The sequence below is a fragment of the Azospirillum sp. UFLA03-27 genome, from assembly GCF_059803775.1.
Window position 1 is genome coordinate 1 of sequence record NZ_JAUQTX010000041.1, and the last position, 21,254, is coordinate 21,254.

Below are 21,254 nucleotides of genomic sequence, written 5' to 3' on the forward strand. Positions count from 1 at the left end.
GCGTATAATCGTCGGCAGCGTCAGATGTGTATAAGAGACAGACCTAACGGCGCGGGAGGAAACTCCCGCCCGCACCCCGCTGTGGCTGCTCATCCTGCGCCTGATCGTCGCCGCGCTGCTGATTCTAGCCCTGGCCGGGCCGCTGCTGAACCCGCGCGCCGCCCTGCCGGGCAGCGGCCCACTGCTGCTTCTGGTCGACAACGGCTGGGCGTCGGGCCGCGACTGGACGAGCCGCCGCGCCGCCATGGAGGAGCTGGTGTCGCAGGCGGAGCGGCAGAACCGTCCGGTCGTCCTGCTGCCGACCGCCCGGCCCGCCGGGGGCGAGGCGGTGAAGGCCAGCCCGCCCCTGCCCGCCTCGGAAGCCCGCCGCCTGATCCAGGCGCTGGAGCCGCACCCCTGGCCGACCGACCGCGCCGGCGCGCTGGAGGCGGTGCGCGGTCTCGCCGCGCGCGGCTCCGCCCACACCGTCTGGCTGTCGGACGGCATCGGCGACCGCACCGCCCGCGGCCTCGCCGAAACGCTGCAGCGCATGGGCTCCCTGGAGATCCTCGACGACTCCGCGGAGAAGCCGCCCCATCTGCTGCTCCCCCCCTCGTCGGAGGGCGCCGGTCTGACGGCCCGCGTGGTGCGCGCCGACGCCTCCCGTCCGGAAAGCGTCACCGTGCGCCTGTCCGGGGCCGACGGCCGCCTGCTGACCCGCCAGCCCGTCGCCTTCGACGCCGGGCAACTCACCCGCGAGGTGCGCTTCGAGGTGCCGGCGGAATTGCGCAACGACGCCGCCAGCCTGCGCGTGGAGAACGACACCACCGCCGGGGCCACCGTCCTGCTCGACGAGCGCTGGCGCCGCCGCCCGGTCGGGCTGGCCTCGGGCCGCGCCAACGGCGAGAATCAGCCGCTGCTGTCCGACCTGCACTATCTGGAACGGGCGCTGGCCCCCTACAACGAGGTGCGCCGCGGCGAGCCGGACGAGCTTCTCAAGCGCGACCTTGCCGTGCTGGTGCTGTCGGACATCGGCGCCCTGACCGGGCAGGAGGCCCAGACCATCGAGGACTGGGTGCGCAAGGGCGGCGTGCTGCTGCGCTTCGCCGGCCCGCGGCTGGCCCAGAATCCCGACCGTCTGGTGCCGGTGCGGCTGCGCCTGGGCGACCGCGCGCTGGGCGGCGCCCTGTCCTGGTCGGAGCCGGCGAAGCTGCAGCCCTTCGACGGCCGCAGTCCTTTCGCCGGCCTGCACATCCCCGACGACGTCGCCGTCTCGCGGCAGGTGCTGGCCGAGCCGGCGCTGGACCTCGCCGACCGCACCTGGGCGCGGCTTCAGGATGGCACCCCCCTGGTCACCTCGGAAAAGCGCGGAGACGGCTACATCGTGCTCGTCCACACCACCGCCAGCCCGGAATGGTCCAACCTGCCGATGTCCGGCCTGTTCGTCGACATGCTGCGCCGTCTGGTGACTCTGAGCGGCGGCGTCGCCGGCGGCGCCCATGGCGGCACGCTGGAGCCACTGGAGGTGCTGGACGGCTTTGGCCGGCTGGTGCCGCCGCCGGCCGCCGCCTTCCCCATCTCCGGGGACGCCGGGGCCGACGTGCTCGGCCCGCGCCACCCGCCGGGCTTCTACGGCACCGAGGAGGCCCGGCGCGCCCTGAACCTGACCGCCACGCTGACGCGGATCGAGCCGTTGGGCGCCATGCCCGGCGGGGTTGCCCGCGGCCCCTACGGCACGCGGGGCGAGGTGGCGCTGAAGCCGGCGCTGCTCGGCATCGCGCTGTCGCTCGCCATGATCGACCTGCTGATCGCCCTGATGCTGCGCGGCCTGCTCGGCGGCTGGCGATTTGGCGGCAAGCGCCGCCGCGCCGGGGCCGCCGCCGCGGTCCTGCTGACGCTGGGCGCGGCGCTTCCCATGGCCGCAGTCCCCTCGACCCCTGCCCGCGCCGACGACGCGCAGTCGACCAAGGTGACGGCGGAAACCTACCTCGCCTATGTGCGCACCGGAAACGGGACGGTGGACGACACCTCGCGCGCCGGGCTGGAAAGCCTTGTGGACGTGCTGACCCGCCGAACCGCGGTGGAGGCCGCCGGGGCGGTCGGCGTCGACCCGGAAACCGACGAGCTGGCCTTCTACCCCCTGCTCTACTGGCCGGTGTCCGGCGGCCAGCGCGCGTTGAGCGACCACGCCCGCGCCCGGCTGAACGAGTACATGCGCAACGGCGGCACCATCCTGTTCGACACGCGCGACCAGTCGGCGGGCGCCGTTGGGGGCAACCAGGCGCTCCAGGGCATGGTGCAGGGGCTGGACATCCCGCCGCTGGCCCTAGTGCCGCCCGACCATGTGCTGACCAAGTCCTTCTACCTGCTGAACGATTTCCCCGGCCGCTACAACGGCGGCAATCTGTGGATCGAGGCGCGCGAGGGCCGTGCCAACGACGGCGTGTCTCCCGTGCTGATCGGCGGCAACGACTGGGCCGCCGCCTGGGCGGCGAACCGCAACGGCCAGCCGCTCTACGCCGTCGTCCCCGGCGGGGAGCGGCAGCGCGAGATGGCCTACCGCTTCGGCGTCAACCTCGTCATGTACGCGCTGACCGGCAACTACAAGGCCGATCAGGTCCATGTGCCCGCGATCCTTGAGAGGCTCGGCCAGTGACCCTGCTTGACGGAACCTCCATCGCTCTGGCGCCGCTGCTGCCCTGGATATTCTTGGTGCCGCTGTTCGTGGTGGCGCTGGCGATCCTGGCGCTGGCCGTCTTCCGCCGGGCGCGCGGCGTCTGGCTGCGCGCGCTGGCGGTGGCGGTGCTGGCGCTCGCCCTGATCAATCCGTCGCTGGTGCAGGAGAAGCGGGAGCCGATCAAGGACGTGGCCGTCGTCGTGCTCGACGCCTCGCCCAGCCAGAACATCGGCGACCGCCGCGCCCGCGCCGAGGCCGAACTGGAGCGCCTGACCGAACGGCTGAAGGCGTTCGACGATCTGGAGCTGCGGGTGGTGCGCGCCGGCGACGCGGACTCCGGCGCCTCGGCCATCAACGAGACGCACCTGTTCGACGCGCTGAACCGCGCCATGGCCGACGTGCCGCGCCGCCGCATGGCCGGGGCGGTGCTGATCACCGACGGGCAGGTCCACGACGTTCCGGAAAACCTCGCCCGGCTGGCCGAGATCGGCCCGGTTCACACGCTGCTGACCGGCAACCGCGACGAGGGCGACCGCCGTTTGGCCATCGTCCAGGCGCCGGCCTACGGCCTCGTCGGCAAGCCGGTGGAGCTGACCATCCGCGTGGACGACATGCCGCGCCGCCAGTCGGCCGACGCGGCGGTGACCCTGCGCCAGGACGGCGGGCCGCCGCGCACCATCCGCGTGCCGGTGGGCCAGGACTTCCATATGGAGTTGCCGGTCAACCACGGCGGCCAGAACGTGCTGGAGATGGAGGTCGAGGCGGCGCGGCAGGAGCTGACGCTCGCCAACAACCGCACCGCCGTGGTGGTGAACGGGGTGCGCGACCGCCTGCGCGTCCTGCTGGTGTCCGGCGAGCCGCACGCCGGCGAACGGACGTGGCGCAACCTGCTGAAGGCTGACCCGTCGGTCGATCTCGTCCACTTCACCATCCTGCGCCCACCGGAGAAGCAGGACGGCACGCCGATCCGCGAGCTGTCGCTGATCGCCTTTCCGATCCGCGAGCTGTTCGAGATCAAACTGGACGAGTTCGACCTGATCATCTTCGACCGCTACCGTCGGCGCGGCGTGCTGCCGCAGATGTATCTGGAGAACATCGCCGAATACGTGCAGAAGGGCGGCGCCCTGCTGGAGGCCTCCGGTCAGGGCTACGCCACACCGCTGTCGCTGTTCCGCACGCCGCTGGGCCAGGTGATGCCGGCGGAGCCGACCGGGCAGGCCATCGACCGCCCCTTCAAGCCGACCGTGACGGAGGTCGGCCGCCGCCACCCGGTGACCGCCGGCCTGCCCGGCGACCGCCCGGACGGCGAACCGAGCTGGGGCCGCTGGTTCCATCAGGTGGAGGTCGTGCCGGGCAACGGCGCGGTGGTGATGAACGGCGCCGACGACCGGCCGCTGCTGATCCTTGACCGCGTCGGCAAGGGCCGGGTGGCACAGCTGGCGTCCGACCAGATGTGGCTGTGGAGCCGCGGCTTCGAGGGCGGCGGTCCCCAGGCCGAGCTTCTGCGCCGCCTCGCCCACTGGCTGATGAAGGAGCCGGAGCTGGAGGAGAACGACCTGCGCGCCCATGTGGACGGCAACCGCATCACGGTGGAGCGCCGTTCCCTGGAGCCCGACCCGCGCAGCATCACCCTCACCACGCCCTCCGACGAGACCCGGACGCTGGAGATGACCGAGGACCGCACCGGCCGCGCCAGCGCCACCGTGGTCGCCGGCGAGCCGGGCATTTACCGCATCACCGACGGCGAGCGCACGGCGCTGGCCGTGGTGGGCGCCGTCAACCCGCCGGAACTGGCCGACGTGCGCTCCACCGGCGACCGGCTGTCGGGCGTCGCCGACGAGACCGGCGGCGGGGTGCATTGGATTTCCGACACGGAGGGGGGCGTGAGCCCCGGCATCGACGTGCGCCGCACCCGTCCCGACCGGACGCAGACCGGCAACGACTGGATCGGCCTGCGCGCCAACGGTGATTTCACGGTGACGGGCGTGTCCGAGGTGCCGTTGCTGCCGGTGGGCGCGGTGCTGGCCCTAGCGCTGGGCGCGCTGTTGATGGCGTGGCGTCGCGAGGGGCGGTAAGGGTCAACGAAGCTGTTGCAATCGGGTCGGGTTTCCGCTTATGGTCCCGACCCTTCCGGCGCTGATCGCGCCGTTCGGTTGGGGCGTCGCCAAGCGGTAAGGCAGCGGTTTTTGGTACCGCCATTCCCAGGTTCGAATCCTGGCGCCCCAGCCAACTTATTCCCTGAGAATTCAGGTACTTAATGTCGCTTTTCCCTTTAAGCGGCAATTGCCGCTTATACGTGAGAGTGCATCACGCATAAGCGAGACGGTTCCGAACCGCTGATTTCCGGAAATCACAAGCGATGCCAACGGGTTGACGCGCTTGCTGCGCACCCGAGCGGCGCTGCGCCTTCCCCTGCTGACGATATGCATCTCCGCATTCGGGTTTCGGATTCCTCTCGCCTAAAGAGATCGCCGTCGGAGTGGAGTCCTTAGAGACCTAATCATGCGATGGTGTGCGGCGAGAGGCATGTGGCGACTGGCCGGACGTCACCACGACAATTGGAGCACCGTTGCCGATCATACAGCCATCAGGCTCGGCGGATCGGGAGGCTTCGGATGCTGCCAATCGCCAAAGACTTCTGGCCAGGGCGCGCCACACTCCTCGAAGGCGAGTCCTTCTCGTCCTGGTTCGCCCGCGTCGCTGCTGCCAACGGACTGCGGCCGGCTGAGCTGTACCGCATTGTTCAACCCGGCGGCGATCGCAATCCGAGAGACCTGGACCGGTATGCCGATATCCACCTGCTGTCCATGATGAGCGATAAGACCGGCACCTCGGTGGAGGCGCTGGAGCAATCCACCTTTCACCGTTGGTCCGGTACGGCGTACGAACGTGACGACGGTTTGGTCAAGTTCGACTGGCTGCCTCCCGCCGGTCGCGAGGAGGCGAAACGATGCTTCGGTCAGCAACTTTGCCCGCTGTGCTTGGCCGAGGATACTGTGCCCTTCCTGCGCCTCGAATGGCGCCTCTCCTTCATTACGGTCTGCACCAAGCACCAGCGCCTGTTGCTGGACCGCTGTCCCGCCTGCAACGAGCCGTTCAGCGTGCTCCGCCAGGACAGGCACGGTGGGATCTTCTGCTGGTCGTGCGGTGCCGACGCCCGAGGCTTCGTCGGGGATAACCCACCAGTTGACCCGGTGCCGGTGCAGGATGAACTGCTGAATACGCTGTCACAAGGCTGGCGGGGATTGGGGAGTTACGGGCCGGTCTATTCGTTCACTGCCCTGCGCATCTTGGCGATCATCACCCGGCTGATCGCCGGCGGAAGGCACGCCTATGCGCTGAGAGAATGGATTGCAAACCGAGAGCCAAGGTTTGCCTTGCCTCCGGAGAACCTGCCGCGGGTGCGGGATGGAGCTTTGCTGACCTCGCGCGCCCGCAGCGTGCTCGTCGGGATGGCGCACTATCTGCTGGAAGATTGGCCACACCGATTTGTTGCCGCATCACAAGACGTCGGGATGTCGAGCCGCGACGTCCGCAAGCGTGTCGACGGTGCCTATCCCTTCGCCTACGCCGATGCCGTGGAATGGAACCTGACGGAACCCTTGATCGGCAGCACGCAGGATGAGGTTCTCGCGGCCAAAGAAGTGCTCCGCAAACGAGGTCACTCGGCAACGTACCAGAAGCTGAAAGATCTACGAGGCGGGAAGTCCCGCACCATGGGCGAATTGGCTGATCCTGTATCGGAGGGAGCAGCTTGGGGTCAGGGGCGGTACTGGAAGCTGGACGGCGTTTCGGCCGAGGTGAAGGAGGCGGCGCGTCTGGCCGCGCATCGGTCTGGCGAAAGTGTCGCAGTCTGGCTGGATCGTCTGGTGCGCAAGGAATTGAATATGCCAGCTATGCGTGTATTCTGACGCGGCAAGAGAAAGTGCTGTTGCGAGTCCTCTAAGGTTGAATCCGGGAGGTGACGCATGCCGGTCCGCAAGATCGGTCTCTGCTACCGCAGTGTCTCAGGGCGGGTTCCAATGGGGGCCGGCCGGGCATCGGTCGCGGTCGAATCAACGTTGGAGCGGGACTTCGCCCTGCTGCAGCGATTCGATCGCGATGTAGCCGGTATCGAAGAGCAGCCGATACGCATCGAATACCGCGTCGGCCAGGGGACCAAGCGCCGCTATATCCCGGATTTCCTGGTCACCTACCGTGGCATCGGTCGGCCGCCGCAACTCGTGGAGGTGAAATACTCCACTGATCCGCACCTGCTGGCTGGCACCTTGGAGGAGCGCTTCGCTGCGGCTCGCCGATTCGCCGCAGAGCGTGGCTGGGTTTTCACGCTGGCAACTGAAAAGGAGATCCGCACCCCACGGCTGGAGAACGCCACCTTTCTGCTGTCCTTCCGCGACCGTCCGGCCGACCCGACGTTCAGCGACCGGCTGCTCACGGTGGCAGCGGAGGCGCCGATCACCGTGCAGGAACTGACCGACCGCGTCGCCGAAGACGCCGCGAATCGCGCGCGGGTGCTACCCAGCCTGTGGACCCTGGTCGCGCGCTTCGAGCTCGTGGTCGACCTCGACCGGCCGATCACCATGCGAACCATGCTCCGGCATCCTCAGGGAGGAGACGCATGACGAAGCGGTTCAGCTTCAGCCCCGGCGCGGCGGTCAAGCTGAGAGGGAGGCCCTGTACCATCCTGGAAGCGGTCACCGCCTCGTCGGTTCTGATCGAGGATGCCGAGACGAAGGAAACGCAGGTGGTGCCCGTCTCCAAGCTGTCCCGTCCGGACGGCGACGCGAAGCCGGAACCGACACGGACCCTGGACAGCCTTCCCGAGGACGATCTGGCTGAGGCAAAGCGCCGGTTCGGAATCATCAAGCCCCTGGTCCGGTGCGAGCGCCGCAGCCAGGAGGACGTTAAACGGGTGGCCGAGCAGCACGGGATCGGCCTCTCGACCCTCTACCGCTGGATCAAGACCTACGAAGGCCGGCGGCTCGTGTCCGATCTGGCCCCGCGGCGCAAGGGCCGCTCCATGCCCAAGCGGCTCGATGCCGCCGTCGAGGCCGTGATCGACAGCGTCATCAAGGACCTCTACCTGTCCAAGCAGAAGGTCACCGGCGAGGAGGTGATCCTGGAGGTGCACCGCCGGTGCCGGGCCGCCAAGCAGGCCAAGCCTGCCGGCAGCACGATCCGCAAGCGCCTGCGGGCGATCGATCCCCGGGAGAAGGTGCTGAAGCGCGAGGGCCGCAAGGCGGCCCACGACAAGTTCGGCCGGGTCAAGGGCGAGTTCCCCGGCGCCGACTCGCCGCTCGCGGTCGTGCAGATCGACCACACGCTGCTGGACATCATCGTGCTGGACGAGGAGATGCGCCTGCCGATCGGCCGTCCCTGGCTGACGCTGGCCATCGACGTCTTCAGCCGAATGGTGGTCGGCTACCACCTGTCGCTGGACCATCCCAGCGCCTTCGCCGTGGGGCTGTGCCTCTGCCACGGCATGCTGGACAAGGCGACGGAGTTGGAGCGACTCGGCGTCAAGGGCGAGTGGCCGGTGTGGGGCAAGCCGCGCATGATCCACTCCGACAACGGTAAGGACTTCCGCAGCTACCTGATCAAGGACACGCTGGACCAGCACGACGTCCGCTTCGAGTTCCGACCGCCCAAGACCCCGCATTACGGCGGCCACATCGAGCGGCTGGCGGGGACGCTGGGCAAGAAGATCCACGCGCTGCCCGGCGCCACCTTCTCCAGCCCCAAGCAGCGGGGCGAGTACAAGTCCGAAGCCAAGGCGAAGATGACGCTGGAGGAACTGCGGGCGTGGCTCCTGAACCACATCGTCGGCGTCTACCACAACAAGGTCCATGACGGGACCGGCTTCCCGCCGCTGGCCCGGTGGAACGAGGGCATCATTGGCAGCGACCGCATGCGCGGCCGGGGGTTGCCCGAGCCGATCCAGGACTCGCGCCGGCTCCGCTTGGACTTCCTGCCGTTCATCGAGCGCACGGTGCAGCCCGAAGGCATCGTCTGGGACAAGATCTGGTACCGCGACCCGCTGCTCTCCCAATGGGTCCGGGCCGACGAGGGCCGGCGCCGGCGGAAGTTCCGGGTTCGGCGCGACCCGACCGACATCTCGAAACTCTACTTCCTCGACCCGAGCCTGGGCGACTACGTGGAGATCCCCTACCGGGACTACGGCCGGCCGTCGATCTCCCTCTGGGATTACCGAGCGGTCGAGGCCTACCTGCGCCGCCAAGGTAAGGCCGCCGAGAACGAGGCCGCCATCTTCGAGGCCTACGAGGAGATGCACCGCATCACGGTCGAGGCCGCGAAGGAAACGAAGCGCGTCCGTCGCGAGCGGGCCAAGCAGCAGGAGCAGCGCAAGCACCGCGCCGCCCTGACGTTGGATCCGCCGCAGCCGAAAGCGATGCCGGGGCCGGCCGAAAAGTCCGAACCGAGCGAGGCCACTCGGCGTAACGGGCATCTGGCTTTGGCGGTCGACAACACGCAACGCGCGCCGACCAAGCCTTCGACGTCCCCTGGGGACTTCGACTTCGACGACAGCGAGATCAAGACGGGTGTGGAGGAGTGGTGATGGACGTCGACCTTTTTACCGGCGAGTGCGCGCCGATGCTGCCTTTCGAGTTTCCCGTCGCTGAGAACGACATCCGCATTCGGCGCATCCGGAGCCCCCGCTACGTTGACTACGAAGCCGGAAACGCGATCCTCAACCGGCTTGCCTGGCTGTACAACCATCCCAAGGCGGTGCGGCCGCCGTGCAGCCTGATCTACGCCGACACGAACAACGGCAAAACGGCGCTCGCCTACAAGTTCGTGCGGGACTTCAGCCCGCGGGAGGACAGCCCTGAGTACGGCAAGCGCCCGGTCGTTTATGTTCACGCCCCGCCCTTTGCCGACCTGAACGGCTTCTATGACGCCATCCTGCGCTCCCTGAAGGCGCCCTACCGGTCGACGGCTAGGCCCCAAGCCAAATGGGATCAGCTCCTCCAGCTGCTCGTTGCTGTTGGAACCCGTGTGCTGATACTGGACGAAGTGAACAACCTGCTCATCGGCAAGGTGGATCAGCGCTCCATGGTGCTGAACAGTTTGAAGAGCCTCAGCAACGAGTTGAAGATCCCGGTCGTCGCGATGGGCACCCAGGACGCCGTGCGCGTCTTCCAGACCGACCAGCAACTCGGCAATCGGTTTGAGCCGATTGGCATCCCGCGCTGGGCGCTGTCCAAGGATTACGCTGTGTTCATCGCCCGCTACGTCCAGCGCCTGGAACTGAAGCAGGAGAGCAACTTCCGCTCCAAGGAACTGGTCGGCCGTATCCACAGCATGTCGGAGGGACTCACCGGCGAGACCTGCAAGCTGCTGGCACTGGCAGCTGAGATGGCGGTTCATAGCGGCCGGGAGATCATAGACATGGGCACTCTAGACCAAGTGCCTTGGGTGATGCCCAGCGAGCGGCGGAGAGCGGCAAGGTAGCATATTTCCGTCTTTGTGTTTGCATTATCGCGGTATTTTTCTATGACACCCTGCTATACGAATGATCCTTTACATACTATCTATTTGATTAACAGACTTTAATGGATTGGTAAACCGCAAGCGGCTGGTCGCGTAATGCGTTCAATGCCATCATATAGAAAAGTTATTTTCACTAAATATAGACTTCTAACTGCAGGACTTTAATATTAAGGTGCTTTCTGGTCGCAGAGTTATTCAGAGCAAATGGGTCACACAGGAAGAACGCCGTTTTGGGCAGGGCTGCACTTCTGGAGAAGCCTGATGCTATTTGGAGCACTTCCAGACACTATTTTTCGGCCGCTTTCGTACAGCTATCGACACGCCTATGCGACGCTTCTCTCCCAGATGCACAACGGACTGTTCGGGCTGGAAAGCACCCGCCAGCCGGAGCGGGACGAGGTTATGGCGGAGTTGGAGGAGGGGCTCTTCTCTTACATCGCCGGTCTTCCGGATGAGGAACGCCCCGAGTTCCGCCTCACGGCATCGCTCGCATACTACGAGATGGTCGAGTGCGGCTGGCTGCGCGAGTTGCGCGAGGGATGGACGGTCTACGTCGAGATGGATCCCGTTGTGGCTCAGTTGCTCGGCGCCCTTTGCGGCCTTTCGGAGCGGCGCGGCGACACGTTTGGCGGCACCGTGGTCAGCGTGGTCAGCAACCTCGAAAGCGTGACACACGACCCTGCTACCAACGCGCAAGGTGTCGCCGAGGCAGCACGCCGGGCCAAGGAGTTCGCGCGCTATGCTCGCGGTGTCGTCGGCAACCTGAAGAACATCGAGCAGTCGCTGCTCTCGCAGGCGTCGCTGAACGGGCTGGTGAAAACGTTCTTCGACGACTTCGTGCAGACCATCGTGATCGGCGACTACCGCAAACTGACGTCGGCGCGCAATCACCCGTACCGCCATCGCTACCGCGTCATGGACCTCGTCGCACGCATCTCCTCGGATGCGGCACTGTTCCGCTCGATCGCCGAGAACTTGGTCGCTCAAGGCGTGACCGACAACCTGGAGAGCGCCGAGGCAGCCCTCGACGAGCAACTCCGCGAGATCCGCCTGTCGATGGAGACCATCGAGACCTTCCGCAATCGCATTGACCTCACCAAGGGGAACATCGAGCGGCGATTTTCCAACACCCTGCGCTACATAGACCTAATTGACTCCGGCCGTGTGGAGCGTTTCGCCCTGGGCCTAGCGACGGTGGCGCGGGCGCTTCCCGACCTTCCTTTCGACGCCGAAGTGCCGGTTGATACGACGCTGTTCGTAACGCCGTCCCACATCGGCGGGGAGCGGCTGTCCAAGCCGGAAAAGCCGCGCGTCGAGGTGAAGCGCCGGCGTTTCACCAAGCCGCCCATTGATCCGCTGCAGCGGGCGTTCGAGCACGCCAAGCAGGCGTTCGACCGCCGTCTGCTCCTCACGCCGGACCAGTTCATGGACTATGTGCGGATGAAGGTGGATGCGGCACGGGTGCAGGGCCGGGATGAGGTGACGGCGGCCGACATCCCGCCGAGGGACATCGAGGAGTTCCTGATTTTCTCGGCGCTCCGGGCGCTGCCCATCCGGCGCGTTCCCTTGCCGGACGGGTACGTCATCGAGCACCGCGACGGAACGGTCGAGAACGACTGGCTGATCTGCCGCGACTTCGTATTGCGGCGCGACGGCGGCTCCGCCGCCGTCCCGAAAGCCCCGGATTTGACTGCATAGAGGCTGGAGCATGCTCACCGATCTGCAAAACCTCGTCGACCGCGCCGTCGGGAAGGAGGCGGAGAGCCTCGAAGAGAACTTGCGGGCGACCGTGCGGGCGCTCTGGGACCGGCAATTTATCTACGCCGACGACCATGGCGGATCCGCTCCTTACGAATTCGCCAAACGGTATCGATCCTACTTCGGCTCGCTGTTCGATGCCATGGGCTACAATTTCTTTGTGGAGGAGAAGGAGCGCATCGTCGGCATCCTCGATCAGGCCGGCGTGGCGCCACGCACAATGCGGTGGGACGAGACGCTGTTCCTACTGGCTTTACGGATCCTCTATGAGGAGAAGGTCCGCGGGTTCGATATGAAGGAGCGCGGGCGCGGCGACGTCACACTCTCGCAGGTGTGGAACCTCATCGAAGAACGCGCCATGCGCAAGCGCCCCTCGCTGACGCGCTGCATCGAACTAGTGCGGCGCTTTCAGCGTCACGGGCTGGTGCGTTTCCTTAACGAGCACGACGAGGACGCCACCCTGGAAATCCGGCCGGCCATCCGCTTGGCGATGAGCGAGGCCAGCCTCGACTCCCTCATCCGATACGCCCAGGCAAATAGTGCCGGACAGCCCTCCGTCCGGGATGTCCCCGAAGACGACGATCTCGACGACGATAACCTCAACGACACGAGCGACGGCGGGGGCGACACCTCTTGAGGCACCGTTCGGCCGCCCCCGTTCCTTGCCACCCAGAGATACGAGTGCTCCATGTCCGCCACCGTGATTACGCCGGACCACACCCGCCGCCTCGACGACGCCCTGCCGCTGCCGTCCTTCTTCGCGGTGCGGCACCTCGCGTTCGTGAACTGGTACGCCTTCTTCAAGGAGGACCTGGAGGTCCGCGGCCGCACCGCCTTCCTCGGGCACAACGGGGCCGGCAAATCGGCCATCCTAGACGGCATGTACACGCTGCTCACAGGCAACCCGTCGCGCCTGCGCCTCAACGCCTCGGCTCAGAACGAGGAGATCTCGAAGTCCTCCAAAAAGCGTCGCACGGTGCGCGACTACTGTCTCGGCGCCATCGACGACGTGGACAGCGAGGGCGAGAACGATGGCGACGGAGATGGGGATGGCGTCACGCTTTTGCGCGATCAGGCCATCTCGTACGTGCTCATGGGGTTCGAGCGCACCGACACACGGCGCCAGGTCACGATCGGCATCTGCCTGACCACGCACAAGCAATCGGCCAAGGAAGACACCGAAGCGCTTTTTATCGTCGAGGGACGCCTCCTGACCACCGACGACGTGGCCGAGGGCGGCATCAATTCGGACGGAACGGTGTGGTCGGACGCGCTGCCCTGGGATGAAGTGCGCGCCCGCCTGGATGCGGATCCGGCGTTGACGGTGCATGTTCGCAAGGGGCCCGAACTCTTCGTGGCGGAGGTCTGTAAAATCCTCGGCCCGGAATTAGGTAGTATGGACCGCAGCCGGTTCCTGAAGAACCTCCGCAACGCACTGACCTTCCAGCCGGTCACGTCGCCGACCGATTTCGTGCGCAACTACATTCTCGATCAGCAGCCGGTCTCGGTGGCAAAGATGCGCGAATCGATCGCACATTACGCCGAGATCGAGAAGGTGGTGGAGGCCCTGGAGAACCGCCTGCGGGACGCCGAGAGGCTGCACGACAAATATGCCGACATCCAGCGTCGCCGACAGTTGTACGCGCGCCGGCGTGTCGTCAGCCTGCAGGGTCATCTTCACCTCGCGGTGAAGCAGTCCGAGGCGGATGTGCGGTCTCTCGCTGCGGTGGAGAAGCGCTTGGCGGACCTGCGCACGGAGGTAGCCGATCTGCAGCAGACGCACCGGACGCTCACGGACCGGCTCGATCAGCTCAAGGCGGCGCACGCGCAGAGCGAGGTCGCCAAGGCGCTCGCCGAGATCGACCTGGCGGTTGGGCGGCTGACGGTCGAGCGCTCGGGCAAGATCAACGACCTTGCACATCTGCGCCGCCTGATACAGGCCGTGGCCGTGGCCCTGCCGTTCGTTCCGGAATTCAGCGCCGATCTCGCCGAACGGTTCGGATCGGTGCGCACGCTGGTGGTGCAGGACGTGCCGGCTGTGGCCGTGGCGGCAGCAGCCTTGATTTGCGATGGGCTGGTCGAGCGGATGTCCGCCGTGCTGGAAGCCGTGCAGCGCCGGTTGGCAGCAGCGCGCGCCACCCTGACCGGCATCGAGCAGCAGATCGATGCGCTGAACGAGAACATCCGCCGCGTCGAAGCTGGCAAGAGTATGCTCAGCGGGCGCACGCAGCGCCTCATGCGCCTTCTCGCGGAGTCGGGGATCGCGTCGGTGCCGCTGTGCGAACTCGTCACGTCGGTTGATGAGACATGGCGTCGGGCCGCCGAGGCCGCGCTGGGCGAGCGCCGCGAGGCATTAATCGTGGAACCAGTGGAGTACGAAGTGGCGCTGGCGGTCCTGCGGCATGCCGACTGGAATGCCGACGTGGATGGCGCCCTCATCATCAACACCACAAAGACCGATGAGACGCGCCCGCCGAAGCCGGGGTCGCTCGCCACGGTCATCCACACCGAGCACCGGCACGCCAGGGCGTACCTCGACTACGCGCTCGGTGGCATCATGATGGTCCGCACCGAGGCGGAGTTGCGCCAGGAGGACACGGCGATCACCGCCGACCTGATGCACACGGCCGGGCGGGCAACCAGGAGAATGCGGGCTCCGTCGCCGCTCCTGCTCGGACGAATCGACACCGGCGGACTCATGGACGATTTGCGCACCGAACTGGCCGCTGCCGAGACACACCGGAAGGCGCAGGCAACGGCCATCGCCCAGCTGACGTCGGTCGAAATCGCTTTCAGCCGCGTGGTCATCGAGGCCGGCGACGCCGACGCCGATGCGATCGACGCCACCCTGGCTTCCATCGCGCGGATCGGCACCGATCTGGAGACCTTGAAGGCCGACCGCGTGCGAATCGCCACTGAGGACATCTCCGGGCTCGGCGCGCAGATTGAGGCGACGGCGCGCAACGCGCAGACAGTCGCATCCCAATTGGAGACGGCACATCCTGCGCTCGGCCGGGCAGAAGCCGCGGTCGAGGTTGCTAGAACGGCCGCCGAGGCAAGCGCGGCCCTCGTGCAGCGGCTGCGCGGCGAAGCCCCGGAGAAGGTCGCGGAGTTCGTTCGGTTCCTCCCGGCGTCGGAGAGTGAACCGCTTGCGGCGCTATTCGCAGAGGGAGATCCCGGCGAACCGCCCCCGGAACGCGTCCTCAACGACAGCGAATCCGCAGAGATCGACCTGGACCCGGCCGCGCCGGACTGGCTGCCCAAGGCGTTGCTCCGCCTGGATAACTACGTGCTGGTGCGCAACCGGAAGAACCTGGATGGCGCGATGATCGCCTTCCTCATGGCCGTGCCCGACTATCTAGGGGTCTACGGGCTGAACCGCCCGGACTTCGTGCCTCCGAAGAGCCAGGTCGAAGCGCTTGCCGAAACCTCTGACGACTTCGACTTGATCGTCGACGAGGTTGGCACCTGGATTGCCGATGAAACCGCCGATCTGCGCGACAATGAACTCCGCAAGAAGAGGGACGAGGCAAAAGCCGCGCGCCTGGAGACGATCGAAACGTTTAAGAACGACTTCGTCGGCAAAATGCGCGGTGCCTTCGACGCCATCGATGGCCTGCTCGAAGAGCTCAACCTGCACCTCCGCCAACGCATGTTCCATGGGCTGCGCTATCGTTTCGGCAAGAAGGAGTCTTCGAACTACAGAGACATGATCGCCCTCATCAACCGGTCGTCCGATCCGGAGTTCGACCTGCCGCTGTTCGGCTCCGCAGGCGCCAAGGACGAGGACGGCCTGGACCCGGAGATGGCCGGAGCGCTGCGCCGGCTTCAGGCCATCGCCGTGGATCCGGACGCGGACATCAGCGACATCGAGGACCCGCGCCGTTACTTTGAGTTCCAGTTGGAGATGCTGAACAGCCGGGAGGTCGTCAAGACCGACTTAGCCAAGCGCATCGGCACGGCGTCCGGCGGCCAGTTGCAGGTCCCGTTCTACGTCGCTATCGGCGCCGCTCTGGCAGCCACCTGCTACCCGAACCGCAAGAGCCGCGACGGCGGCATCGGCTTGGCCCTGTTCGATGAAGCCTTCTCCAAGATGGATGCCGCAGTCGTGGACGAGGTTCTCACCTTCAACGATACCGTCGGTCTGCAGACGATCATCGCCGCCCCCGACAAGGAACGCCCGACACTGGAGCAGTTGATGGAGACGATCGTGACCGTCTCGCGCATGGGCAAGTCGGTCATGCTCGACGTCCAGTACGTGAAGCCCTACGCCCACGCGCGCTTCCGCGCCGAAAACCCGCGCCTGATCGGCTTTGACGCGTTCAAGCGTGAGGCCGAGGCCGCCACGGTGCCGGACGGAGAAGCGCCCGCTGGCACCGCCACCGATTCTCCGGCCACGCAGGCCGTCGTAACGTTCCCCGCCGATGTGATGCTTCTCGACGAGGTGGCGACCTTCACCGGTCAGACCGAGGTTGCGGTCGATGTGGAAGGGGATGCCGATGCGGAATGACGGGGGCGCGGATCCGGCGACTGATCTTCTGGCCCGACTCCTGCGCCGCGCCGACCGGCGCCGAAACGAGGAGCGGTCGGTATCCGAGGCTCCAGATTATGCCCGCCTGCGTACCGCCGCACAGGAGACAGCGTTCCTGCGCGCTCTCAAGCGAGCCGAGGCCGCGGGGGCCATCGAAATCGTGGCCGGCCGCTACGAGCGCTCACACCTGATTGACAAGGTGCGGCTGGGCGACCCGGACCGCCTTGCCGCTTTCCTGGGTGTCGAGCGACTGCCAATGCGGGCTGTCCGTATCGCTGCCCAGATCCAAACCTTCCTCCCGTCGGCGCCTTGGGCGCGGGCTCTGCTCGATCGCGCCGCCGCCCGCTGGGCGCGCGGCGAGAGAGCCTTCGGCTTGGCCGTCTCTGAGGAGGACGACATTGATGCCCGCTTCCGGATAATCGCTGCCCTAGCGCGCGGCGAGGCGGATGGGGTCGACCCGCGCACCTTCTCGGCTCGCGTGTTCCCTCTTCATCCGAACGATGCCAGCAAGATTGTTGAGCGTCATCTCGGCGGCCTACTGCCTATGCTGCGCGCCGTGATCCAGGGCGGCCTGGAGGAAGTGGGCAGCGATCTAACGGCCGTTGAGGCGGTCAGGGAGGGAAGTGGGGTTGAGCCGGCGGCGGACGGCATGGCTGGCGCTTTGTCCGAGGCGGTTTCCGACTCCATGTCCGACGAAGATGTGCTGGAGCGGTTCGGCTTATTGCGTTTCCCCGCGCCGGTATTCCTGTCCGGTCCGGTCGAGATTGATCTATCGGTGGCGGGCTGCGACGTCCGCCTGCCGGGGGCGGCAGTGCCTTTCGTGGCCGTGCAACGCGACTGGCTGTGCGGGCTGCGCTGGGCGCCTGAGGCAGTGGCCCCACGCGTGCTGACGGTCGAGAACCTGACGTCCTTCCACCGTCACGTCCGCGAAGTCCGGCAGGATAACGTGTGCGTGGTCTACACCGGTGGTTTTCCCAGCATGGCAGTGCTGGCGCTGCTCCGGCGTCTTCTGGCGTGCGCGCCGGCGCCGGTTAACTTCTGGCACTGGGGAGATGTGGACGCAGGCGGTGCGCGCATCGCCGAATACCTTGAGCAGAGCCTCAGCCATCTTATCCGCCCGCATCTGATGGACCGGGCACGAGTAGAGTGTCTTGGGCGTGCCGGACAAACGGGACCGCTTATTACGCTAGCGGCGCGCTCAGGCGCTGGCGCTGAAATCGCGCGGGTTGTGTTGGAAACTGGTCTGTTTCTTGAACAGGAACGCGTTGACCCGGAGCCAGTCGACTGAAGCTTGGTCCGAACATTGGTGACGTTGTTGCAGCGAGGCGGCCTTTGGGTCGCGTCCCTCGGAGTGATGTAAGCGCCAAGGAGTTCTTCTGGTCACCGGCTGATCTGGCGGGGATCGTCGCGCGGCCGCAGCGGGCGTACTCTACCCATTCCAGAACGAACTTTCCGAGCTCAGTTCATTCCCCGTACAAATAGTTCACCTCTGCGCCTCTCCACCCCTCACCACTCCCGCTAGAACTTTCGAATTGGATATGCTATAAAGCCGCCCCGATGGTTAGGCTCGGGAGCGCAATGGATGCGGTCCGATTAAAGCGACAAACAAATGGTAACTGACGACTCAGGCTTTGCAACCACCCTAAATCAGAGTCTGGGAGCCGAGTGTTGGTCACGACAAGCGATCAGAGCATGAAGCGCCCATGAAAAACACCCTCGCTCTCAATCTCATCGCCCACGTGATGAAGTGGGAAAACGAGGTAGCAACCAAAGAGTACGCTTGGTTGCAGCTCATGTCATCGATGAAGTATGATGGCTATTCCGACTTTCGCGCGGGCGTCAGATTCCTCGAAAGCTTGGTGTCATGGCTGCGCCACTTCGACGAGGCCGACCGTCCAGCGGCTTACGAGTTCGTCAAGACGCGGCTCGTATACGTCTCGAGCCTCGAAATGCAAAGGGTCATCGAGACCCTTGTCCCTGAGATCGTCACCCCTTATCTTCGTCGCTCCGTCGCGGCCCAGCTTCGCATCAAGGGCTATGAGGTTTGGATGACGCGCGAAGCCTCGAAGGCATTCACCGAGCGCTTGCGCCGTTGCCTTTTTGTTGGCCTCAGCGATGGCAGTCGCATCGACGTCCTACGTCGCGCGAACGCGGGCCGCCTCTCTCAGGAGCAGGTGGTCCCGATGATGAACATCGACGACGACAAGTGGAAAGGCTTAGCAGAGGACCTTCAGAAGGAACTCGGACCTAACGCTCTGTTCGACGACGTATATCTGATCGATGACTTCACCGCCTCCGGGACCACCTTCATCCGCTTCCCAGATGGTAAGCCCAAGGGCAAGCTGGCTAAGTTCGAGAGTATCGTGCAGGACGCCGGAAAGCGCCTCGGAGAAAAGTTTCCTCTTGCAAAGGGATACACCCTCCACATTCATCACTATGTCTCGACTGCCCAAGCGCACGACGCGCTGCTCGACCGCATCAGGGAAGCTGACGAGAGGTTGAAAGACAAGAGCTACGGCAGGGCTATCATTACCGAAGGCATGCTTCTCCCCCCCGGTATCAAAATTGGCACGATTAACGAAAAAACTAAGGAGTTGGCTCCCACAATGCCCGCCGATGAGGCGATCTTCGATCTGTGCGGCAGATACTATGACCATGATCTGTTTATGCGTCTCGAGAAGCACTGCAAGGAGGCAGGTCAGACGGACATGAGGTATGGATACGCGAACTGTGCGTTGCCCCTGGTCCTTGAACACAACACCCCAAACAACTCCATACCCCTCCTTTGGGCGGAGACGGACGGTAAGCAGGGCGCAAAGATGCACTCACTGTTTTTGCGCCGCGACCGGCACGGCTGACCGACCATGGCCAACCCATTCCTCCGTCGAGCGACCGAATATGTGCGCGATGACGAATCTTTCCTCTCCATCGTCAGTCCCGCGCCGCTCACCACCTTTCTCGCGACCAACAAGCATAAGGACGATATGTTTGAGGTACCGGTGCGCATCATCGGCGCACCAGGTAGCGGCAAGACAATGCTTGCCACGCTCGCTGAGTTTAAAATGGTTGAGACTATCCTAAAGGACGAGACCAACACCACCAACCGAACACTGGCCGCCGCCCTTCAGCAGGCCGGCTTCCTTCGGGACGGAAAACCGCATGTAGCCGCCGTGCGCGTTCCGATGGAATCCGAATACCGCGAATTCTGGGAACTGCCCTACGAACCGAACGTCAAGACTAAGCTTGCCTTCTGGTTGGTCCAGGCGCGGGCTATGCTCGGGCTTATCCGGAACCTGACAGCCAATAAGACCCGTGAGATCGAGGAGATTGAGTTCATCCCCCGGGCCAACTACGAGGCTCATCTCGAGCAGATCGGCGGCTTGTCGGCCATCGGCATTCGTGATCGGGCTATTGCGGTGCAGCGCGCCATCTATTCCGTGGGGGCCGGCCTACGGGCGCCAAAGTTGGAAGACCTCCCTGCGGACGCCACCGCACCCTACGCTCCCTTCGACGCCATAAGCAGGATCCGCATCGAGTGGATGGGAGAAACAATCGAGTTGAATCCGCTCGTGATGCTTGATGACGTGCATGCCCTTCACCACGACCAACTTGAGGCCATGTTCGGTATGCTCTCGCATCGCGAGATGAAGTTCGGCCGTTGGATGATGATGCGACTGGATGCGCTCAGCCCTGGGGCAGTCTTGCTGTCCCCCGGCAGCCAACCAACCCATAATCGCGCTGCCGGCCGGGATTTCGTTGATATTCGCATGCAGGGAGATGAGAAAAAGGAAGTCGCCCGTCGTCAGTTCAGGACGATGGCTCGTGACATGGCCAAACGCTACCTTCCAATGGTCGAGGCGCTGCGCAATCGAAACAACACCGATATCGACCGGCTGCTTCCAAGCGAGCCGCCGAAGCTGACCCCTGGCCAGATCAAACAGCTCGAGGAGAAGGTCGCCAGGGAGCAGAACAAGCTTGGCATCAGCCCTTCGCGGCGGAAGGAAATTGATGATATCGTTGATGACTTTATCAAACGCACCAAGTCCCACGACAGTGGAGCCGAAATTGCCTTGGCGATGAAGCGCATCCTGCTTCACCGCTATGCGGTCCGCATCGCTCGCGCCACGCCTTCTCTGTTCGAGGAGATGGATCCGGATCCTAAGACGCCGCTTAAAGCGGATTCTGATGTCGCTCATGGCGCGCGCCTACATCTTCACCATGAATTTGGACGCCCGTTTCATTACGGAGTGGACAGCGTCTGCGACGCGAGCAACGAGAACGCCGAAGTCTTCCTCCAATTTGCGGGCGCCCTCGTCGCCAACATCGAAACCAGGGCGATCCGTAACAATTCATTGCCCCTTCCCGCCCGCGATCAGCAGGCGATCCTAACCGACAAGGCGAAAGGGATCATGGACGATTGGTCCTTTCTCCACGCCCAGCGCGTTCGGCTGATGGTTGATGCAATTGGTAGGGACTGCCAAGCAGAATCGCTTCTCCCCAACGCGCCGCTCGGTGCCGGAGCCAACGCGATCGGTATCCTCGAGGAGGAGATGGAAGCGCTGTCGTTCGACGACGAACTCGGCACAGTGCTCAAGTACGCGATCGCGAACGGCGCCATTACAATCGAACGGAACTACGGGCAGGGTAGTAAGTCTTGGGCGCTGATCGAGCTCACCGGCACCGTCAGTCTCGTCTACGGCCTGACCTTCAACCGGGGCGGTTTCCTTCCCAAAAAGATTGAGTATTTACGTCAGATGGCCGGGCTTTCCGATGCGTAGTCACTGGGCGAACTGCATC

General features: G+C 65.0%; 12 protein-coding genes, 1 tRNA gene and 1 pseudogene. All 14 read left to right on the forward strand.

Annotation, left to right across the window (positions count from 1 at the left end; genetic code table 11):
• Nucleotides 1-58: 58 nt before the first annotated feature.
• Nucleotides 59-145 (forward strand): annotated as a pseudogene (locus Q4I23_RS08950) (BatA domain-containing protein); the annotation flags it as partial.
• A 99-nt stretch (nt 146-244) separates the two neighbouring features.
• Nucleotides 245-2,635 carry a DUF4159 domain-containing protein gene (locus tag Q4I23_RS08955; RefSeq protein WP_498525983.1) on the forward strand — a complete coding sequence of 797 codons (2,391 nt, stop codon included), beginning with the start codon at nt 245-247 and terminating at the stop codon, nt 2,633-2,635.
• Complete coding sequence (locus tag Q4I23_RS08960) at nt 2,632-4,731, forward strand: hypothetical protein (protein ID WP_498525984.1); 2,100 nt, start codon at nt 2,632-2,634, stop codon at nt 4,729-4,731. Before Q4I23_RS08955 ends, Q4I23_RS08960 begins: the two co-directional genes overlap by 4 nt.
• A 79-nt stretch (nt 4,732-4,810) precedes the next feature.
• Nucleotides 4,811-4,885 (forward strand) — tRNA-Gln (locus tag Q4I23_RS08965).
• Between the two features lie 386 nt (nt 4,886-5,271).
• Nucleotides 5,272-6,567: a TniQ family protein gene (locus tag Q4I23_RS08970; protein WP_498525985.1), complete on the forward strand. Its 1,296-nt coding sequence runs from the start codon at nt 5,272-5,274 to the stop codon at nt 6,565-6,567.
• 57 nt (nt 6,568-6,624) lie between these two features.
• Nucleotides 6,625-7,278, forward strand: a complete 654-nt coding sequence (locus tag Q4I23_RS08975) for a TnsA endonuclease N-terminal domain-containing protein (protein ID WP_498525986.1) — start codon at nt 6,625-6,627, stop codon at nt 7,276-7,278.
• Entirely contained in the window at nt 7,275-9,233 is a 1,959-nt protein-coding gene (locus tag Q4I23_RS08980; protein WP_498525987.1) for a TnsB C-terminal domain-containing protein, read from the forward strand. Before Q4I23_RS08975 ends, Q4I23_RS08980 begins: the two co-directional genes overlap by 4 nt.
• Nucleotides 9,233-10,129, forward strand: coding sequence for a TniB family NTP-binding protein (locus Q4I23_RS08985; protein ID WP_498525988.1), 897 nt, complete (start codon nt 9,233-9,235; stop codon nt 10,127-10,129). Before Q4I23_RS08980 ends, Q4I23_RS08985 begins: the two co-directional genes overlap by 1 nt.
• 384 nt (nt 10,130-10,513) lie before the next feature.
• On the forward strand, nt 10,514-11,866 hold the full coding sequence (locus Q4I23_RS08990; protein ID WP_498525989.1) for a Wadjet anti-phage system protein JetA family protein: 1,353 nt from the start codon (nt 10,514-10,516) through the stop codon (nt 11,864-11,866).
• A 10-nt stretch (nt 11,867-11,876) separates the two neighbouring features.
• A complete protein-coding gene (locus Q4I23_RS08995) occupies nt 11,877-12,563 on the forward strand; it encodes a DUF4194 domain-containing protein (RefSeq protein WP_498525990.1) in 687 nt (228 codons plus the stop codon).
• A gap of 51 nt (nt 12,564-12,614) precedes the next feature.
• Complete coding sequence (locus Q4I23_RS09000) at nt 12,615-16,436, forward strand: SbcC/MukB-like Walker B domain-containing protein (protein WP_498525991.1); 3,822 nt, start codon at nt 12,615-12,617, stop codon at nt 16,434-16,436.
• The gene (locus tag Q4I23_RS09005; RefSeq protein WP_498525992.1) at nt 16,426-17,745 is read left to right on the forward strand and encodes a Wadjet anti-phage system protein JetD domain-containing protein; all 1,320 of its coding nucleotides are present in this window, start codon (nt 16,426-16,428) and stop codon (nt 17,743-17,745) included. The genes Q4I23_RS09000 and Q4I23_RS09005 overlap by 11 nt, the downstream gene beginning before the upstream one ends.
• Before the next feature lie 415 nt (nt 17,746-18,160).
• A complete protein-coding gene (locus Q4I23_RS09010; RefSeq protein WP_498525993.1) occupies nt 18,161-19,315 on the forward strand; it encodes a phosphoribosyltransferase-like protein in 1,155 nt (384 codons plus the stop codon).
• Between the two features lie 6 nt (nt 19,316-19,321).
• Nucleotides 19,322-21,235, forward strand: coding sequence for a hypothetical protein (locus Q4I23_RS09015; RefSeq protein WP_498525994.1), 1,914 nt, complete (start codon nt 19,322-19,324; stop codon nt 21,233-21,235).
• Nucleotides 21,236-21,254: the final 19 nt, after the last annotated feature.

Bases quoted from the DNA above. Each gene is read 5' to 3' on its own strand.
- Q4I23_RS08995 (WP_498525990.1), top strand. From the start codon at position 11,877: ATGCTCACCGATCTGCAAAACCTCGTCGACCGCGCCGTCGGGAAGGAG.
- Q4I23_RS08990 (WP_498525989.1), top strand. From the start codon at position 10,514: ATGCACAACGGACTGTTCGGGCTGGAAAGCACCCGCCAGCCGGAGCGG.
- Q4I23_RS08955 (WP_498525983.1), top strand. From the start codon at position 245: ATGGAGGAGCTGGTGTCGCAGGCGGAGCGGCAGAACCGTCCGGTCGTC.
- Q4I23_RS09005 (WP_498525992.1), top strand. From the start codon at position 16,426: ATGCGGAATGACGGGGGCGCGGATCCGGCGACTGATCTTCTGGCCCGA.
- Q4I23_RS08975 (WP_498525986.1), top strand. From the start codon at position 6,625: ATGCCGGTCCGCAAGATCGGTCTCTGCTACCGCAGTGTCTCAGGGCGG.
- Q4I23_RS09010 (WP_498525993.1), top strand. From the start codon at position 18,161: ATGAAAAACACCCTCGCTCTCAATCTCATCGCCCACGTGATGAAGTGG.
- Q4I23_RS09015 (WP_498525994.1), top strand. From the start codon at position 19,322: ATGGCCAACCCATTCCTCCGTCGAGCGACCGAATATGTGCGCGATGAC.
- Q4I23_RS08980 (WP_498525987.1), top strand. From the start codon at position 7,275: ATGACGAAGCGGTTCAGCTTCAGCCCCGGCGCGGCGGTCAAGCTGAGA.
- Q4I23_RS09000 (WP_498525991.1), top strand. From the start codon at position 12,615: ATGTCCGCCACCGTGATTACGCCGGACCACACCCGCCGCCTCGACGAC.
- Q4I23_RS08970 (WP_498525985.1), top strand. From the start codon at position 5,272: ATGCTGCCAATCGCCAAAGACTTCTGGCCAGGGCGCGCCACACTCCTC.
- Q4I23_RS08985 (WP_498525988.1), top strand. From the start codon at position 9,233: ATGGACGTCGACCTTTTTACCGGCGAGTGCGCGCCGATGCTGCCTTTC.